The organism is Gemmata algarum (assembly GCF_034097035.1).
Lineage (GTDB): Bacteria > Planctomycetota > Planctomycetia > Gemmatales > Gemmataceae > Gemmata > Gemmata algarum.
On record NZ_JAXBLV010000203.1, the window covers coordinates 1 to 18,409 of the forward strand.

The following is an 18,409-nucleotide window of genomic DNA, read 5'->3' on the forward strand; positions in this document are numbered from 1 at the left end:
AGAGAGGGAAGCGAGCAGGGCCGCACCGGTCGCAGGGTCAGTCCCGGCGGGAGACGGGGCGGATCACGTCGTCCTGCCGGGGCACCTCCTGGCGGTCCAGTTTCGCGACCGGAACGCCCCGCTTCGGGGTGAACTTCGCGACCGCACTCTTGGGATAGGCCCGGGTGATCTCGACCGTGCCGAGGAGCGTGACGCTCCCGGCGCCGTCCGTGCGAACGACCTCGAAAACGGTGCCCGGCGCGATCCCGGCCTCGATACCGAAGTTGACCTCGACCGCGTCACCCGTCGCGTAAATCACCTTGCCCCGGGCAACGTGTTTCTCGTCCGCGGCCGTGGCCGCGGGCACGAACGACATCCCGATTCCGGCCAGGGCCAGCACCCGGCAGACGACCAGCGTTGAGCGCATGAGCACACCCCGTGCGGGCTGGTCCGTGTTCATGCGAGCGGCCGGCCCGCGCGGCGCTCGCCCCCCGAAGCTATCCGAACGACAACCGTCGGGGTAGGTTCCCGGGCCACTTTTGGGAAGCCGCGCCGCGATTCGCGCCCGTGCCATCGGCCGGGGTATGCGAACCCGGGCCGTACCGCCGCCGTTCTTCGTCGTCCGTATCAAGGACGCCACCGCCGCCCCGAGCTACCAGTGGGTGGAGGTGTGGGACCAGGGCGGCGGCGTGCTGGTGGACCTGAGCGGCGGGCGGTACGGCGGTGCGCTGAACCCCGGGGTCGCGGTGCTGGGCAACGCCTTCGCCGCGGGCGACTGCGCGCTGTGCCGCCAGGCCGACGGGAACGCCGGGCTGACGTGGGAACTGTACCCGCTGCCGAACGGGGCCGGTCGGTGCGGCACCACGACCACCACGACCACTACGACCACCACGACCACCACCGCCGGCCCGTGTGCGGGCTCGTGTCACTGGACCTACTCCGCGGACGGCAAAGCCTGGACCCTCGAATCGTCCGCCTGCGCGACCGACTGCCACTGCTTCGCCCCCACGTGGTGCCCCGCCGTTGACGCCTGCGCGGACACCGCGTGCGGCCACCTCACCGAAGACGTCCGGCCGCCGAACTGCACCGGCACCACCACCACCCGCGGCCCGGACTCCCCCTGCCTGACGACCACCACGACCACCGTCGGCCCGAGCTGCGTGGACGGGTGCCGGTGGTACTGTCACCCGGTTCTCGGCTGGCAGAACAAGCAGAACGGGTGCTCGTCCGCGTGCCCGTGCCCGCGGCCCACCGTTGCGTGCGAGCCGTGCGGGTACACGAACACCCCCTGTGTGCTGCCGCCCCCGCCGCCCCCGCCGTACTGCACCGGCAGTTGCACCTGGGTGTGGGTGGCGGAAGAAGAAGGGGAGAGCCACTGGTACAAGGTCAGCGACACCTGCTCCGGGTACCGGGTGCCCAACTGCTACTGCGACGAGCCCGGCCCCCCGGGCGAGTGCGCCCAGCGGGCGATGACCTCGTGCTACGTTCACCGCGCGCCGGACCCGATCGCGGACCCGTGCCGGGAGGTGACCACGTCCGGCCCGGTCTTCGGGTGCGGCGGCGCGTGCGTGTGGGGCACCCGGGACGGGGGACAGTGGGACACGGTGGTGCGGCCCTGCGCGGGGCCGGGGTGCGCGTGCGGGCTGCCGCTCGGCACCCCGTCCGGCCCCTGCTCGCAGGCGCCCGGCGTGTGCGTGCCGGGGCCGGTGGGCACCACGCCCGGCCCGGTCACCACGAGCACCACCACCACCACCACCACGACCACCACGACCGCGGGGCCGCCGTGCGGGGCGAACTGCGAGAAGTGCGGGTGCCAGTACATCTGCGTCGATTGGCTCGACGGCGGCGCGTGGCTGAACGTGTTCGACCAGTGCTACCCCAACAACGCCGGCGCGTGCGGGGCGTGCCCGACGCTGAGCGGCCCGTGCGACCCGGAAACGGACGCTCCGCAGTCGTTCGGCTGCACCGGCGCCCAGACCACGGCCGGCCCCACCACGACCACCGCCGCACCGACAACCACGACCACGACCACGGCCGGCCCGACCACGACCACCGCGGGCTCGTTTACGTCCACGACCACCACGACCCCGTGTAACCCGGCGGTCGGCCCGTTCTCGTTCACGGACGGCTCGGCCTACGGCGTCCTCACGGGCGGGGGCGGCACGTGGAGCGGCACCGGCCAGGGCACCAACGACCACCTGTACCAACTGACCCGGTCCGGCGGGAGCTGGCTGTTCCAGGACACGCACGAGGGGTGCCAGTGGTTCCTGGCGTCGTGGGACGGGACCGGGTGCGCCACGTTCCACTACTCCGGCGGCCCGCCCGGTAACGACTGCGGCGACACCACCCAGGTGTGCTGCGGCACGGGCGGGGGAACCACGAGCGCCGGCCCGCCGCCCGGCACCACCAGCGCCGGCCCGGGCGGTCCAACGAGCCCCGGCGGCCCGACCAGCCCCGGGCCGGGCACCAGCACGACGAGCGGCGGGCCGGGCGGCCCGACCAGCCCCGGGCCGGGCACCAGCACCGGCTCGCTGGGCGGCTACTACTGCTGCTCGTGCCCCGGGTCCGCGTGGTGCCAGATCGACCCGTACAGCGGGTGCCTCGGGTGCTCGATCAGCGGCCCCATGACCCAGGCCGAGTGCCAGGCCACGTGCTCGCCCGGCCCCGCGCCGACCACCACCAGCCCGGGGCCGCCGCCGCTCACGTCCAAGGGCATCAGTACGATCTCGCCGGGCGGCGAGTAACTCACAGGAGCGACCATTGACGACCCCGCTAACGATCGGCATGGCGACCCGGGGCGAGCCGGACCACGTGTGGTTCGTGCTCTCGGCCCTGGCCGCGAACCACCCCCGGGTCGAGTACCTGGTGGTGGACAACACCCCGGAGCGGGACCCGCGGGTGGAGGCGATCACCCGGGCCGTGGGCGGCCGGTACCTGCACCGCCCGGACCTCACCGGAACCTCCAAGCCCCGGGATGCCGTGTTCCGGTTCGCCCGCACCCCGTGGGCCATGTGCCTCGACAGTCACGTGATCCTGGAAACCGGGGCGGTGCAGGCGGCCCTCGACTTCGCCGCGCGGAACCCGGATTCGCGGGACATCGTGTCCGGGCCGCTGGTCGGGGACGACGGCCGCTGGTACGCGACCCACTGGAAGCCGTCCGCCCCGCCGGGGCTGTGGGGCACCTGGGACACGGACCCGCGCGGCGCGGACCCGGCGGGCGAGCCGTTCGAGGTGCCCATGATGGGCCTGGGGCTGTGGATGATGCGCACCGCGGCGTGGCCCGGGTTCCACCCGCTGTTCAACGGATTCGGGGGGGAGGAGGGGTACACCCACGAGGTGGTGCGGCGCCGCGGGGGCCGGGCGCTGTGCGTGCCCGGGCTCCGGTGGCGGCACAAGTTCCGCGACGTGTCGGGCTGGCACAACAACCCGCCGCCCCCGTACCCGCTCCGCACCGAGGACCACGTGTGGAACCTGCTGGTGGGTCACCGGGAACTCGGGATCGAAGCGGTCCCGCAGATCCGGGAGCACTTCGGCAAGGGGCTGTCCGCGGACACCTGGGGGCGGCTGGTGGAGCGGTCCGAGGCGGTGCAGCCGGTCGGCGGCCCGCGCCCGGAGCCGCGGCGGCAGCGCATCCTGGCGGTGTGGTACACGGACAACAGCGCCCCGCCAGCACTGTTAAATCGCAGCGCCGAGACCGTGCAACACGCGCGCGAGCAGACCCTACGGCACGACGTGACCGTGAGCGCGTGCGGCTGGGAGCCGGTCGCCGCGGGCCGGGTCGGCGACCACTGGACCACGTTCGCCGGTGAGAGGCGCCGCGCGCACGCCACCATCGCCGCGCAGATCCGGGCCGCGGTGGCGGCGGCGACCGCGAACGGCGAGGTGTACGACGCGATCGCGTTCTGCGAGCACGACGTGCTGTACCCGCCCGGGTACTTCGACCGGTTGGGCGACGCCCTGGCCGCGCACCCGTCGGCCCCGGTGGTGAGCCACCGGGATTACATCGGCCTCAACGGCACCGGCTGGCAGCAGGTGCGCGAGCGGCACGAGCCGCTGCACCAGCTCGCCCTGCGGTGGGACACCTTCCGCGCGAACCTGGCCCGCGCCGAGGCCGAGGCCGCGAGCGGCGCGGCGGTGATCCTCGAACCGGACCACGAGGCCGACCGGTCCGCCTGGGCGCGCCTGGACCCCGCCGACCCTTCTGGGTTAAGCGGCACGCCGGCCGTTCACGTGAACCACCACGCCGGCCGGTTCACCGCGCACGGGGACGTGTGCTACGAGCCGCGCGGGGCGACCCTGTGGCACCCGCACTGGGGCGAGGCCCGGCACTGGTGGCCCGGCCCGATGACGACGGTGTCGAGCGTGGACGTGACGCAGTTCAAACCGGAGAAGCCGGCCGGGTGTTCGGCGTGCGAGGCGAACGCGCACCCGACCCCGGAGGCGTGGGCGCGGGCCGCGACGGCGAAGCCGTCCGACTTCCACGAGCACGTCGGCACGCTGCGCGCGCTGGCCGCGGACTGCGCGAGCGCCGCCGAGCTGTCGCTGTGGATGAAGCCGGCGGACGCGGCGATCGTCGCCGGCCTCCCGGCCGACGGCACGTTCCTCAGCGTGTGCCCCCGGCCGAAGCCGCAGTGGGAGCGGTTGAGCGGCTGGCTGGGGGCGCGGTTCGAGGGCCGGGCGGCCGACCCGGCGACCGCGGACCTGCCCCCGGTGGACCTGCTGTTCATCGACACCGAGCACACCGCCACGGCCCTGATGCCCTTGTTGGAACGGCACCACGAGCGGGTCGGCAAGTACATCGCGGTTCACTGCACGGAGACGTTCGGGGAGTCCGGCGACCGGCCCGACGCCCCGGGCGTGCTGCACGCGCTGCGGGCGTTCTGCCACCGCCACCCGGGCTGGGTGGTGAAGCGCCGCGACCGGAACAACCACGGGCTGATGGTTCTGTCGAAGTGTGCCGAGGACGTAAAAGAAAAGCCGTCGCTGTGGCGCCAGGCGATGAACTACACGGCGGCGATGGCGCGGCACGTGTCGGGCGGGCGCAAAACCGTTCCGCTCGAAGTGCTCGAAGCCCGACAGTCCGAGTGCGCCTTGTGCGAGGAGCGGGCGCTGGACGCCTGCGCCGCGTGCGGGTGCCCGCTGGAGGCGAAGCTCCCGCTGGCAAGCGAGCAGTGCGGGCTGGTGAAGAAGGGGCTGGCGCCGAAGTGGGGGCCGTGGGCGGACGCGCCGGCCGGGTGATACCCGACCCGGTTAACGCGCTCCGGCGCCGTGCCTTGACTGGAGCGCGGGCCTCTGGCTCGCTTGAGCGAGGCGGCCGGGTGCGGCTCTGCGGGAGTCGGGGCTCACCCCGGCGCATACCGGCGGGCCAGAGGCCCGCGCTCCAGTCAAGGCACCGCCGCTGCTCAGTCGGGTGCGGTGCGAATACGGCCCGTGCCATCGGCCGGGAACCTGTGGAGGATGTCGAGATGCCGGCGAGCATGTCCGACCCGAGCGACTACTATTTCGCGGTCACCCCCAGCGACACGGTGAACGCCCCGCGCGCGTTCCGCTCGCTGCGGATCGGCACCGCGGGCGACGTGGCCGTGGTCCGCAAGGACGGCGCGGCGGTGTCGTTCCCGAACTGTCAGGCCGGCGAGTGCCTGCCCGTCGAGGGCGTGCGCGTGAACGCCACGGGCACCACCGCGACCGGCATCGTCGCTTACGCATGAGGAGAGCGCGATGAAGCTGGGCACCGGGCTTGCGACCAACCAGACGCGACAACACGGGAACTGGTCACCGGCGAAACTGCCGGGGTTGTTCGGTACCATTTACCCGGCCTTGGCTCGTTTGCATGGATTGCTTTGGCAAGACATAGCAAAGACCGTGCCGGCCGTGACGCATCTAGACCCCGTGCGTGTGGCCGAATGCCCATACACCGGACATGAGTTTACGGCGCCAAGCGATAACGCCAGCCCTATACTTCGGGACGAGGGTGGCGGCAAATGGTCGCTGCTGTTCGATGGAGTTGACGACAATTTTGTTGTGTCGTCTCCAACAGCCTTCCCGTCTGGTGGGGCTCCTGTCACAATTGCCGCTGCGGTTACTCCTGCATCCGTCATCGGAACACAAATGCTGACGTGGATTACCTACGCAGGTGGCAATGCAGCCATTGCGCTGTCTATCCGCTTGGGGAAATACCAGGCTGAAAAATATGGGGCAAGTGTTCTTATTCAATCGTCTGTAATGCCGATGGTCGATACTCCTTTCCGCTGTGTGTACAGTTTGTTGTCCGGGAAAAGTAACTTCTTGTCGAATGGCGTCCCAGAAAATGTTACAACAGTAGACACTAACACCGGAAGCCCGGAAACCCTTTACGTCGGGCAAAACTCATTCTCCGAAATTTACTCCGGCCGCGTATCCCTCATTGTGTACGCAGCCAGTGCAACAACTGGCGCTAATCTGGCATCACTTGATGCCCTTCTTGCATCCGTGCAACCATAACTCCTTCCGCTAGCCAGTAAGACGTTTGTTGTAACTTGCTGGAAGTGAAGGGTGATTCGTGCAAATTGTCAATAAATTCTAAGGCAGTAAAGTATGCCTTTTCTGCAAGTAGAAACGTCACTATCAGTAATAGGAATCCCTCGTCCGGTGCTATTGTTCATTTGCCGCCGACGATCGGTTGTTGTGAACAAGTGTTTAGTTGCGATCGGTGATCGGTTCGGTATCATGCTTTAGTGCAATTGTCTGATTGAAAGAGGTTGTAAGGAGCATCGCGATGGGCGAATCGCCTCGAATAGGTAACTCGGTAGGGGCAGATGTGATGCGTGGCGTGGCGATCTTAATGGTCGTTGTCTATCACGCATTCGGATCGTTTTACGGTTGGCACTTGCCCTGGGACGGCTGGCTTCGGAATTTCAGTGAGCCTCGCAGCGAGACGCTGGTTTGGTTTTATCCAGTATCTTTCGGTTGGGCTGGGGTCTCTCTCTTCTTTACCATTAGTGGGTTTTGTATTCACTATTCCTATTTACGAGCTGGTAAATTCGATCCTGGGCAATTTTATTGGCGCCGCTTCTGGCGGATATATCCAGCATATTTGATCTCTCTTGTGTTGTTTGCTATTTTATTTGGGTATAGCCATTTAACATATAAGGGTATGTCACAGATTTTATCACATGCGTTCTTTATTCATAATTTTGGTAGTGAGGGTTTTTTTGCGATAAATCCTTCTTTCTGGAGTATTGCTACCGAGGTTCAGCTCTATTTGTTATTTCCAGTGTTGTTATTCATTCGCGGCCGTCTTGGTATTAGTGCGACATTGGTGATTTTGTTTATTGTGGCTTGTGGCTGGCGTATAATTGCAATAAGTAATTGGGGCCTGCCTGAACATCCTATCGATTGGGTGTGGACATTTCCTTTGATGACATGGTTTGATTGGAGCTTGGGGGCTTTGGTTGCAGAGAGGAGTTTCCAAGGTCGTCGGGCGTTTAAGAATCCCGGCTTGTGGCTACCTGCTTCGCTCCTGCTATTTGTATTGAGTACATTTTACAAGCCTCTCACAGTATTTAGCTTTACGCTCGCCGCGCTCGCGTCCGCAGTTGCTCTTGATGCTTCGCTTTATGTTCGTTGGAAGTCGTGGTGGGCATGGGGGCTGGTTTTCATAGGGACTATTAGTTATTCACTTTATCTGTGGCATCAGCCTCTTATTCCTTATCTGATAAATCGTCTGAAGACGATCTCGGGTTCTTCATTCGTGGCATGGATCGGGCTTGTTCCCCTCTTGCTTGTCGGTGGCTGGGTTTCGTTTCAGATATTTGAGAAGCCTGCTGTGGCGATCGGGCATCGCCTACGACGGAGCAGGCGACGGGCTGATTCTTAAAAGAGACAGTCGCTAAATAATATAATATGTATTATTTTGTTAAATTGGCGGTTGCTCCGCTAGCGATCGATAATCTTCCACCATCCTAAGTGGTCGCCTAAGAAGCCGATGGCTCCACATACTGGCGAAAGGATGTAAAAAGCAACCAAGTAGTCATGCCACCACTTGGGAGGGATGGGGCCGTAGTCGTTCGGGTCCGGTGCTGGGCTTGGCATATGAAGAATCGGGTAGAGTGTGAGGCTGTGTTTCAGTTGCATTGGTTGATACGTTGTCGATTAATTTGGCAATGGCTTGATCGCGAGTAGCGATTCTGTCCACAGGTCGGCGCAACGGTCGAGGCCGCTGGCTGAAAAGTGAGTTTGTTCTGCGTCGCGATCGGCTCCAAGGATTGAGTCGATGTCTGGCCCAAGCAGCACACCTCTCGACGCAAGCGATCATTCTTGTCAAGTGGTAGGCCGCCGCCTCATGCCCGCGGGTTTTTACTGCGTCTCCGTAATCTGTGCACCACCGGGTACTTATCTAGTGGGGCGAGCCCTTGAAAGTCAAGTTGCAAGTGCTCGCAAATAATGCACTGATGGTCAACGGTTGGCGGAAAATCCTTTGGCCACGGACACCTCTTGAGTTTTCGCAGGTGGCCGGTGAACCGCCTCCGGCGGTCCCGTAATGATGGTCGTGATGCCACGGCGGAAACAACAGAGCCAGCGGTAACGGTACTCGGCTACGTGTGGCCTGCTAGCGGGGCTCTCGCATCGGATGGGTGGCCGGGTGCGAGTCGTCTCTGGCCAACAGATATAACTGTGTAACTTCTGTCGCTATTGTCCTACCAAAATTCCCAAGCGTACCCGCCGGAGAACTTCGCCGGTTCCGAGCCCACCAATTACGGAGATCACGGCCAGTTCTGTTCGTGCCAGAGCACTGGACGTGTCGAGTAGGGCATCGCCGAGTTTCAAGAACAGCAGGTGCGCCAGGAAGATTGAAAAACTGTTGCGCCCCACGTACTGGATCATTTGCCGCCATCGTAACTGCCGTGGCGAGGGATCGCGAGTTGTCGGCCCCATTGCCAGTAGTATCGCAATCGACCCCACGGTGACGCTGAGGATCATGTAAGGGGATGCGCGCGGGACGGTGAGCAGAAGTTGCGCGAGCTCAGTTGGCGCCAAGAGAAGCGCAGCAGCCATTGGTATCAGCAAGGGCATCGGCTGGATCGTACCGCGTGCGAGGGCAATTCCGATGAATACGTAGGGCAACCAGTAGACAAACAGCCGATCGCCGATCCCTGATACCGCGTAAGAGCGGAACAAGAAATAGTCTGCCAGAGGGTTGCAGATCACGCCTACGGCCAGAACAACCCACAGCGAAATCGGTGAGGTGTAACGGTGTAATAGCGGAAATAGAAACGTCAATTGAAAGAGGATGATGAAAAAATACTGCCCGGACCAACCATAGCCACCCAGCCAGCCATTCACAATTATGCTGAGCGGAGTCGATTGCCACTCGCTGAGGGGGTGAAAAAGCGGCAGGTACACCGCGGTCCAAAACGCATACGGGATCAGTAATCGAATGAACCGCTGCCATGCGTATGCCCAAACGCGGTCCTGGCGACGTGATAACCCTTGGTCATAGTGGTAGGCCCAGATGGACAGGAAAACCGGTACGCAGAACCTGAGAGCATCGGCGTAAGGAAGGCCGGCGTGGATGCACACTACGCCCACAATGGCAAGTGCCTTGAGTTCATCCGAGCGTCCGTCACGAGTCTTATGCATGGGCCGTTGATCTAGGTGAGAGTTACCCGGCGGATTCCGACACGCGATCCGGTTCTGAGACACGTCTCATATTCCACGCCGGGCCAGTGCTCCCCGTCAGCTTTGTAAAGCAGAACCTTGAAGGGAAAATGAGCCGTTAAAGTATGTTCAGGGTAGGGGGTAAGCACACCCGAGGCGAGCAAACTCTTCCCTCGTCGCCGCACTTTAGGCAATTTTTGCCGACCGCACGTCCGGGAATGCGACCCGCTTCCCACCGCGCAACCCTGGGCAAATTCCACCACTGCGATTGTTGTGCGGGAGCCGAACTCCGATCGGTGCGCGCGGCTACACCTTCACCCGGCGGGACAGGCGAATGGCTGCTTTCTCGCACGTGAGGTAGAGCAGAGAGGCGAACCCGATCGCGACAGCGGTTGCGGCCGCGATCGCCAACCAAACGCTCGCCTCCGATCGCGCCGCGTCCCGGCGGAGCCACGCCGCCAGCGCCAGGCCCACCAGCCCGTGCCCCAGGTACAAGCTGTACGAGATCTTCCCCAGCGCCAGCAGGACCGCGGACCGCCCGGCCCGGGCGACGGGCCGCGCTTCGCAGAACACCAGCACGACCGCGACCAGCGCGACCGTGACGTCGGCCGCACTGGCGCGGTACAGGCCCAGCGCGAGCAGCGCCGGCAGGAGCAACGTCAGCACCCCCCGGGCCGCGCGGCTGTGGCCCGCTTCGTAGGCCAACACGCCGACCCCGAACTGGTACCACAGCCGCGGGAACCACGGGTGCGGGACCGCGCCCGTTACGTCGACGGCGACCGACGCGGCGGTCAGGGCCGCGAACCAGGCGACACGTGCCCCCGCCCCCCGCGCGCGCAGCGCGACCGCGGACGCGGTGAACACCAGGTAGAACTGCACCTCCAGGCAGAGCGTCCAGTACGCCACGTCCAGCGCGGCGTAACCCAGGACCTCCTGCGCGTACACCATGTGCGCGAGCAACTGGTCGAACGAGACCGTGGTGTTCTTGAACAGCCCCGCCGCGTGCCCGGCCAGGATGCTCAGCGTGATGAGCGTCAGCATGGCCCAGTACGGGGGCGCGATCCGGACCAGCCTCCGCAGCACGAAGCGGCACCCGGTGCCGGGCGTGAACCGGTACCGGTGCGCGGTGAGCGCGATCACGTACCCGCTGAGCGCGAAGAACACCGGCACGCCCAGGTGGCCGTACCGGGTCACCGCGAGGGCGGCCCGGCCGGCGGCGCTCACGGGCACCTCCAGCAGGGCGAAGAACCCGGTGTAGTGGTACAGCACCACGGCCAGCGCGGCCGCTCCGCGGAGCGCGTCGACGGCGGGCAAGCGGTTCACGGGCGGCGTGCTCCTTGTCGCGGTGTGGTGAATGTAGTGACCCGGCGGTTGGGGGGCGAACGTGCGCGCGTGATTGGCCGCCGCGGGGCCGATCGGCGCTCACCCCGCCCGGGCTGCCGCCGGCCGGAACGCCATCGACCCCGCCGCGCGACGTTCCCACGCCGCCGGGTTCGGGCGGGGACAGAAGGCGGTTACTCCACAGCCGGATTCCGAACGGGAAGCGACCGGATTCGGTACGAGCGGCCCCGCTCCGCGGCTCTCGCGCGGGGGGCGAAATCGGGCCGCCGCGCCGCCCGCGGGCGCTCGCGGTGCGCCCCGCTGGGGCGTCGGGCCGCCGACGGGTGGCGGGCGCGCGCGGCGCTCGGTACATCCGCGCGTTAACACAGTTTCCAAGCGGAAACGCCCCATGTTACCCAAATTAAGCAGTTGAATCGACGAGTGTAAGATAGTGATTTGCGCGATGGTTGACATTTCTTTTGCTAGCCCATTTCGCGCGTCAGGCAGGCCCCCATTTCCGGCCGCCGCACGTTGTCCGCCGGCCGGCGGGGGGGAACGCACGCTACGGTCCTGAGTGTCCCCCCTGAGCCGTTCACCGGAGACCGAGATGGGCCGCGCACGCCGCGCTTTTACCCTCATTGAGCTGCTCGTCGTGATCGCCGTCGTCGCGATCCTGATCGGGCTGTTGCTGCCGGCCGTGCAGAAGGTGCGCGAGGCCGCGGCGCGGATGAGCTGCTCCAACAACCTCAAGCAGATCGGCCTCGCGCTGCACGCGCACCACGACGCCGCCGGCCACTTCCCGAGCGGGGGGATGCACCACCACCTGCCGCCCACGTACCTCGGCGGCACCCCGGCCGGGCTCCCGCAGCAGAACGCCGGGTGGGCGTTCCAACTGCTCCCGTACCTGGACCTCCAGTCCGTGTACCAGAGCGGGGCGGACGCGGCGGCGGCCGTCGCCGTACCGGGCTACTTCTGCCCCGCCCGCCGCGGGCCGACCGTGATCGGCGGGCGCGGCCTGATCGACTACGCCAGCGCGTCCGGCAGCCGGAGCACGTCCTTCGAGCAGGGGCCGTACTACGGGGTGATCGTGCGGAACCCGCAGCGGACCACCACCGCGTCGGTCACCGACGGGCTGTCGAACACGCTGGTGATCGGCGAGAAGCGGCTCCACTCGGAGCGGTACCAGACGGGCGACTGGTGCGACGACCAGGGGTACTCGGACGGGTGGGACAACGACATCGTGTGCCTCGCCCGGTCCCCGTTCGGCCGGGACGAGCCGCGGTCCCCGTACGCCGAGTTCGGCTCGGCGCACCGGAGCGGGATGAACGCGGTGTTCGGCGACGGCTCGGTCCGGCACCTGCGGTACGGGCTGACGGCCGACGTGCTCGTCGCGCTGGCGGACCGCCGGGACGGCGTCACCCCCGCGACCGAGTGACCGCCCGCGGGCCGCACCGGGGGCGGTCGGGGCGGACGCTTCTGAAAGCCGCTTTTGACAGGATCGACGGGATGAACAGGATGAAGACAGGCCGATTTGAGATCCTGTTCATCCTGTTAATCCTGTCAAAATTGCCTTGGAATCCCCATCGCGCGTTCGTGCCCCGCTCCCGGGCGGTCGCGGCTCGTCAAGAAAAGCGACACTGCTATCGAGCACGTGGACGAGCGCGGCCGTGCCCGAGCCACGGCCCCGGTACGGCATCAACTGATGCGGTCGATGGTGAGCGTCGCTCCCGCACCAGGCGCCAGCGTCATCGTCAGGGGGGTGGCGCTGTTGTTCCGGAGCGTAACCACGTCGCCGGCAGCGAAGGTCACTGTCGTATCGAGTACGACCTGCCCGGTGGCCGTGAGCAGCGGGGTCCACCCGAGGAGCGGGAGGCCGTTGACCGCAAATGCGATCACCGCACCCACGCCGGCGGTGTAGTTCAAGGTCGCGGTCAGCCGGTACGTTCCGCTCGCAGTGACCGTGAAGGTGGTGGTCCCGGTTGTGTGCGTAACATCACCGCTGACGGCGGCGCGGTTGGTCGAGAAGGGAACGTCCGCCCCGCCAACAACGGTCGAGTCGGCAATGGTGGCGAGCTGGTAAGCCGAAAAAATCGACGACACGCCCGCGCCGTTCGTGCCGGCCGGCCCTTGCAGCCCTTGCGGCCCTTGCGGCCCTTGTATCCCTTGTATCCCCGGTGTCCCCGGTGTCCCCGGCGTCCCTTGCAGCCCTTGTGCCCCTTGTACGCCTTGCAGTCCTTGTGCCCCTTGTACGCCTTGCGGTCCTTGTGCCCCTTGCGGCCCCGTGGCCCCGGTTGCTCCCGCCGGTCCCGCCGGCCCTTGCGGTCCCGCGGGGCCGGTATTTGTGGGCAGTAGGCCGCGGATCGCGAGGTCGAAGTACTCGGCCGAAGCGACGAACCGCGACGCGATCACCTCGACGCGCACCCCGGACTGCAACTGGCCGACCCAGTTGTTTACGCCCGCGCTTTCGCCCGTGCGGCCGAGCAAATCGACGTACAGCTCGTTCACCACCCGGGTGGCGCGCTCCGGGCTCGCGTACACCTCGCGGGCCACCTGCTCGCGCGACACGCCGGACTGGAATTGGGCCATCCGGGTCGCCAGCTCGCCGCTCCCGATGTCGCGCCCCAGGGCGACCTTGTACAGCGCGCTCAGGTAGCCCGCGTTGGTGCCGCCGCCCTTGAGCTGGAAGAACTCGTCCGAGCCGGCGATCGCGGCCCGGATCTGGTCCTGGGTCATCCCCTGGCGCAGGCCGGCGATGAAGCCCGCGGCCCGGTCGCCCGGGGCGCGGCCGAGCAGCTCCGCGAACGCGTCCGTCACCTTGAACGCCTGGCCCTCGTCGGAGTTCTGAATCTCGAGCGCCACCTGTGCGGAGGTCGCGCCGGCGTCGAGCCGCTGGGCGTAGTACACCTTCCCGGTTTGGTCGATGTCGCGGCCCAGGAACTCGCGGTACGCAGGGTCGATCGTCACCACGTCCGCGGCGCTCGGGACCGACCGATCTTCGAGGGCCTCGAACCGCAGGGGGGAAGCGACGCGGGGGGCGTGGGCCGACCGGCGGGTGCTCCAGAAATTCATCACAAGCCCTTTCGATTTCAGAGACTCAGGGGTATTAGCCACTCGGGTGCTTGCTTGCGTCCGCGAGTCACTCAGGCGGTACAGGAAACTAGATCGCGAAGTTGCTGTAGGCAAAAATTAGCGCTGTAAATTGTTGCTAGCGCTGGTTTTGTGATGATGAGTGATAATTCGCGCCGCGGCGTAATCGCGAGCGGCGCGGCTTGTCAGGGATGCGGTCCGAGCGCTTTGGCTCCCCCCAACGTTCACCCGGTCAACCCGTTTCGCAATGCCGGAGAGGCACACACACAGGAGCCACACGAAATCGACACCGCCAGCCGGATCGTGAACGAACCTCGGGACGGTGAAAAAGTGAAGATGATATGGCGGTCATTCGGGCATATCGCCCGGTGCGAATGGGATCTGGTGTTCTTGAAAAGACGGCATCCGCGCCGCCCGCGGTCGCCTTCGGAACCGGGGGCGAGACGCAACGGGATCGGGCCGGACGGGGCGTGGACCGGCCGCGCGGACTGTGAGGCGTTGCCGCGTGGGCGCGAGTGGAAGTCGGAGTCGGTTCGGGTCTGCGAGTCGGCGAGCCGCCGGGAGAGGATGTGCCGCCGGCGTTTAACGCGCCGGTGCGGCTTGCGTCGCGCCTTGCGTGGCCCACCACGGCGCCACACGCCACACGCGGGTGTGACAGGCGCGGCACCGCAGCGCGTGGACGCAGACGATGCGCAGCGCGCGGAGCTTCGGGTTGCGGCGCACCCAGAACTCACGACCCTGGCACTTCGGGCACGATCGGTTGAGCCCAAGCATGTTTATTGTCCCAGGTGAAAGCACGGCGGTTTTCGTCCTTGTACTCACATTTGCGAAATATGTCGAGCTTTATGAATCATTTTTAATTTGCCGCACTGTGGTCGCAATTTTGCTAGGCCGCGGAGTTCGCATCTCACTTCGAGGATCGCCAGCCTTCGCGCCCGTTTCGCGCGCCGCTCCGCGCGCCCGGTGCCATCGGAAGGGTTGGGGGGCGTGACGGCCCCGCCCGCACCGGTGTACTCCGGGCGCGTTCCGTTCTCCGTTACCGTTCTGGGCGCAGTTGCGAGCCGCACGAGTCGTTCGGACCTTGTACCGCGCCGGCTCACAAGATGGAACGGGAAACCGGCACCGAATGAGATCGGCCGGGCGGTTCTCGCTCATTCAGGGCAAACGGGGAACCCAACCGGTACGGGGGCTGTTGGGGCCGCGGCGGGACACCCGCTACCGGTTCGCGGGCGGTTCGCTGGGCGGTCGCTACCACCGGATCGCGGCGTTAAAACCCCGAACGGTGTCCCAACGCGAACCGCACCGGCACCAAGGATAACGCGGCCGTCGCGCCGCAAGGTGTTTTCCGCGTGAGGATTTGCGGAAACATTGGCCGCGCTCCGGGTCGGCCCCGGGCCTGCGCGCGGCGCCCGGTTCGCGGCCCCGTCGGGGGCGAACCGCCGTCCACTTCCCGTAACCCGGGGGCTCGTGGTTCAGGTTTGGGGCCTCGTGCCATCGGCCGGGGGTAACCCGGAGCACCGACCCCATGCGCCACCTTTTCGTTCCCGTACTCGGGCTGCTCGCGCCCGCCTGGGCGAGCGCCCAACCGCCCGCGCCCCAGACCATCGACCAGCTCGCCGAGCAGGTGGCGGGCATCCGGCGGCAGCGCGCCGAACTCGATAAGGCCGAGGGCGCCGCGCTGGCCGGAATCGCCGCCGAGCTGAAGCGCCAGCGCGAGCTGCTCGAGCGGCTCGGCATCGACGGCCCCGCGCCGAAGCCGCCCGCGCCCCCCGCTCCGCCCGCGGACCCGCTCCGCGCCAAGCTGAAGGCGGCGCTCGACGCCAGCGCCGGCACCGCCGCCGAAAAGGGCGAGTGGGCACGCGACCTGGCCGCGCTGTACCGGGCCGCCGCCAAGCTCACCGCCGAGCCCGGCCTCGCCACCGCCGGCACGCTCCGGCTGAAGCTCAAGGAGGCCGCCGCGGCGCTGATCGGCGAGGCCGCGCTGCGCGAGGTGCGGCAGGCGGTCGCGGCCGAGCTGGCCGCCGTGCTCCCCACCACCGACGCGGAGCTGACCCCCGACCAGCGCGAGGCCGCGGCCCGGCTGTTCAAGGTTCTGGCCGCGCACCTGGAGGAGCTGGCCAAGTGAGCACCGGGCTGACCGTGGCCGAGATCCACGCCCTGTCGCAGCGGCTCCGGGATTTGGCGGCGCGGGCCGCGTACCACCGGTGCCGGGCGGCGTCCCACACGGCCGCGGCGCAGGCGGCCGAGGCCGAGGCGGACGGGGTGCAGGAGCGGCTCGCGCGGGCCGTCCGCGACAGCCAGCACGAGGTCGAAGTTCACCTGGTCGGCGAGACCAGTTCGGTGCCGCACCTGGACGGCACCGCCACCCCACCACTCCCCACAAGGAAGAGCGAATGAGCAGTGACGCGCAGAACCCGGAGCGCCGCGAGCGGCTCCGGCGGCTGGCAATCCTGGCCCTGAAGATCATCCTGCCGCTGGTGCTCGGCACCGGCGTCGGGGTGCAGGTCGCGCCGGAGACGGTGCGCGAGGTCGAGAAGCGTATCGAGGTGCCGGCGGCGAACCCGCGGGCCGACGAGTTCGAGTACGTGCCCACGCAGGGGTGGGTGCGCGACGACGACGCGATCCGCGCGAACCTCGACCCCGCCCGGACCCTGCACTTCGACGCGACCCCCGCGGGACGGGCCGCGCTGGGCGACGACGACGTGTACCTGTGGCGCGCGGTGCGCAAGGCCGCGCGGCTGTCCGACTCGGCGTACCCGAACGTGAACCAGCAGAGCGTCGGGTGCTGCGTCGGGTGCGGGTGGAAGCACGCCTGCGACGTGGTGCAGGCCACCGCCATCGCCCAGGGGGCCGCGTTCGAGTGGAAGCCGGTCAGCGCGGAGGTGATCTACGCCGGCTCGCGGGTGCAGGTCGGGAAGGGCCAGATCAGCGGGGACGGCTCGGTGGGGGCGTGGGCCGCGCAGTGGTGCCGCGACTTCGGGGTCGTCCCGATGGAGAAGCACGGTGGGGTGGACCTGAGTATCTTCAGCCCGGCGCGTGCCCGCCAGTGGGGACAGCGGGGCGCGGGCGTGCCCGACCAGTTGGAGGCCCTCGCGAAGGCCCACCCGGTGAAGCAGACGGCGCTGGTGCGGTCCGCGACCGACGTGAAGCGGGCGCTGGCCCAGGGGTACCCGATCGCGGTCTGTAGCGACCAGGGCTTCACGATGGGGCGCGACGACCAGGGCTTCGCGCGGCCGCAAGGCTCCTGGTCGCATTGCATGAGTTTCATCGCGTGGCGCGGCGGGAGCCGCCCCGGCGCCCTCTGCCTGAACTCGTGGGGCGACGCGGCGCACACCGGCCCCGTGTGGCCGCCGGACGCCCCGGCCGCCGCGTTCTGGGTCGATGAGTCCGTGGTCGATCGGATGGTCCGCCAGGGTGACAGCTTTGCCCTGAGTGACGTGCAGGGGTTCCCCGCGCGGCGCATCCCGATCGACTGGTTCGTGAACCGCACGCACCGGGGCCGCGACGGGGCCGGGCGGTCGGCGCTCGACGCGCTGGCGTGGTGAACCGGGTAACCGCGGGCGCGCGGGTTCGCCCCGCGCGCCTGTTCCGACCGGCTGAACCTTCTTGGGGAGAGATCATGCGAACGGTGTACCGCGCGGCGCTGGCCGCCGCGCTCCTGATGGCCCTGGCCGGCGCCGCCCGCGCGGCCGAACCCGACGCCGAGCGGGACCGCCGGGCGCGGGTCGCGCTGGCGCTGAGCGGGCGGCCCGCGGGCGCCCCGGCGCCGGCCCCGCGGGCGGTCCCGAAGGACTACGCCGCGGGCTACAAGGCGGCGGCCGAGCTGTCGAAACCGCTGGTGGTGTTCGTGGGGTGCAAGGAGCCGCACCCGGCCCCGGGGGCGGTGGTCGCGCGGACCGACGCGCTGGCCGACGTGACCGGCCCCGCGGCGGTGGTCGGCTACCCGGTGGGGGACACGCTGTTCGTCCACACGGTGATGGCGTGCCCGGTCGAGGACGGGGCGCTGAGGTGCGCCATCGACGGGGCGGCGAAGAAGATCGACCGCCCGGCGCCGCCGCCGGCCGGGGACAAGCCCGCGCCGAAGCCGCTGAGCTGGGAGATCCGCGCGCCGGCCCCGCCGTCGTGCCCGGATTGCGCGACCTGCCCCCACTGCGGGAAGAGCCTGAAGGAGGCGCCCGCAACGGTGGCGGCCCCGAAGGCGCCCCAGACCGTGTGCTGGGACATGGCCGGCTACCCGCTACGGCTCGCGGCGGACGGCCGCCATTACGAGCGCGTCCCCGGCGCCGCACCGGTCGCGGTGTCGGGGCCGGCGGCGGTTCCCGGCCCCGCGCTCGCCCCGAGCTGCGCGAACGGGCGCTGCCCGCTGCCCCGGTGACCCGCACCCCAC

General features: G+C 67.8%; 15 protein-coding genes. 10 read left to right on the plus strand and 5 right to left on the minus strand.

Annotated elements, in window-relative coordinates; translation table 11 throughout:
* Positions 1–37: 37 nt before the first annotated feature.
* Positions 38–406, minus strand: coding sequence for a hypothetical protein (locus tag R5W23_RS22730; RefSeq protein ID WP_320688274.1), 369 nt, complete (start codon positions 404–406; stop codon positions 38–40).
* A gap of 157 nt (positions 407–563) precedes the next feature.
* On the opposite strand from R5W23_RS22730, the gene R5W23_RS22735 reads away from it, so the two are divergent.
* The 5 genes from R5W23_RS22735 (at position 564) to R5W23_RS22755 (ending at position 7,834) form a co-directional block, all read left to right on the plus strand.
* Positions 564–2,723 carry a hypothetical protein gene (locus R5W23_RS22735; protein WP_320688275.1) on the plus strand — a complete coding sequence of 720 codons (2,160 nt, stop codon included), beginning with the start codon at positions 564–566 and terminating at the stop codon, positions 2,721–2,723.
* A gap of 16 nt (positions 2,724–2,739) precedes the next feature.
* Positions 2,740–5,217 carry a glycosyltransferase gene (locus R5W23_RS22740; RefSeq protein ID WP_320688276.1) on the plus strand — a complete coding sequence of 826 codons (2,478 nt, stop codon included), beginning with the start codon at positions 2,740–2,742 and terminating at the stop codon, positions 5,215–5,217.
* A 227-nt stretch (positions 5,218–5,444) separates the two neighbouring features.
* The gene (locus R5W23_RS22745) at positions 5,445–5,687 is read left to right on the plus strand and encodes a spike base protein, RCAP_Rcc01079 family (protein ID WP_320688277.1); all 243 of its coding nucleotides are present in this window, start codon (positions 5,445–5,447) and stop codon (positions 5,685–5,687) included.
* 10 nt (positions 5,688–5,697) lie between these two features.
* Positions 5,698–6,459, plus strand: a complete 762-nt coding sequence (locus R5W23_RS22750; protein WP_320688278.1) for a hypothetical protein — start codon at positions 5,698–5,700, stop codon at positions 6,457–6,459.
* 274 nt (positions 6,460–6,733) lie between these two features.
* Positions 6,734–7,834 (plus strand): acyltransferase family protein, encoded by a 1,101-nt coding sequence (locus R5W23_RS22755; RefSeq protein ID WP_320688279.1) that lies wholly within the window; start codon positions 6,734–6,736, stop codon positions 7,832–7,834.
* A gap of 812 nt (positions 7,835–8,646) precedes the next feature.
* Here the strand turns inward: R5W23_RS22755 and R5W23_RS22760 are convergent.
* Positions 8,647–9,597 carry an acyltransferase gene (locus tag R5W23_RS22760; protein WP_320688280.1) on the minus strand — a complete coding sequence of 317 codons (951 nt, stop codon included), beginning with the start codon at positions 9,595–9,597 and terminating at the stop codon, positions 8,647–8,649.
* 324 nt (positions 9,598–9,921) lie between these two features.
* Positions 9,922–10,938, minus strand: a complete 1,017-nt coding sequence (locus R5W23_RS22765; protein WP_320688281.1) for an acyltransferase family protein — start codon at positions 10,936–10,938, stop codon at positions 9,922–9,924.
* Between the two features lie 604 nt (positions 10,939–11,542).
* On the opposite strand from R5W23_RS22765, the gene R5W23_RS22770 reads away from it, so the two are divergent.
* Entirely contained in the window at positions 11,543–12,370 is an 828-nt protein-coding gene (locus R5W23_RS22770) for a DUF1559 domain-containing protein (RefSeq protein ID WP_320688282.1), read from the plus strand.
* 260 nt (positions 12,371–12,630) lie between these two features.
* On the opposite strand, the gene R5W23_RS22775 is transcribed toward R5W23_RS22770, so the two are convergent.
* Together R5W23_RS22775 and R5W23_RS22780 are read right to left on the minus strand one after the other, a co-directional pair.
* Positions 12,631–14,004, minus strand: coding sequence for a DUF4214 domain-containing protein (locus tag R5W23_RS22775; RefSeq protein ID WP_320688283.1), 1,374 nt, complete (start codon positions 14,002–14,004; stop codon positions 12,631–12,633).
* A gap of 600 nt (positions 14,005–14,604) precedes the next feature.
* Positions 14,605–14,796, minus strand: a complete 192-nt coding sequence (locus R5W23_RS22780) for a hypothetical protein (protein WP_261190636.1) — start codon at positions 14,794–14,796, stop codon at positions 14,605–14,607.
* Positions 14,797–15,547: 751 nt separating this feature from the next.
* Here R5W23_RS22780 and R5W23_RS22785 point away from each other — a divergent pair.
* From R5W23_RS22785 to R5W23_RS22800, 4 genes are all read left to right on the plus strand, one after another.
* Positions 15,548–16,147: a hypothetical protein gene (locus R5W23_RS22785; RefSeq protein ID WP_320688284.1), complete on the plus strand. Its 600-nt coding sequence runs from the start codon at positions 15,548–15,550 to the stop codon at positions 16,145–16,147.
* Positions 16,144–16,419 (plus strand): hypothetical protein, encoded by a 276-nt coding sequence (locus R5W23_RS22790; RefSeq protein WP_320688285.1) that lies wholly within the window; start codon positions 16,144–16,146, stop codon positions 16,417–16,419. Before R5W23_RS22785 ends, R5W23_RS22790 begins: the two co-directional genes overlap by 4 nt.
* Positions 16,416–17,567, plus strand: coding sequence for a C1 family peptidase (locus R5W23_RS22795; RefSeq protein ID WP_320688286.1), 1,152 nt, complete (start codon positions 16,416–16,418; stop codon positions 17,565–17,567). The genes R5W23_RS22790 and R5W23_RS22795 overlap by 4 nt, the downstream gene beginning before the upstream one ends.
* A gap of 74 nt (positions 17,568–17,641) precedes the next feature.
* Positions 17,642–18,397, plus strand: a complete 756-nt coding sequence (locus R5W23_RS22800; protein WP_320688287.1) for a hypothetical protein — start codon at positions 17,642–17,644, stop codon at positions 18,395–18,397.
* Positions 18,398–18,409: the final 12 nt, after the last annotated feature.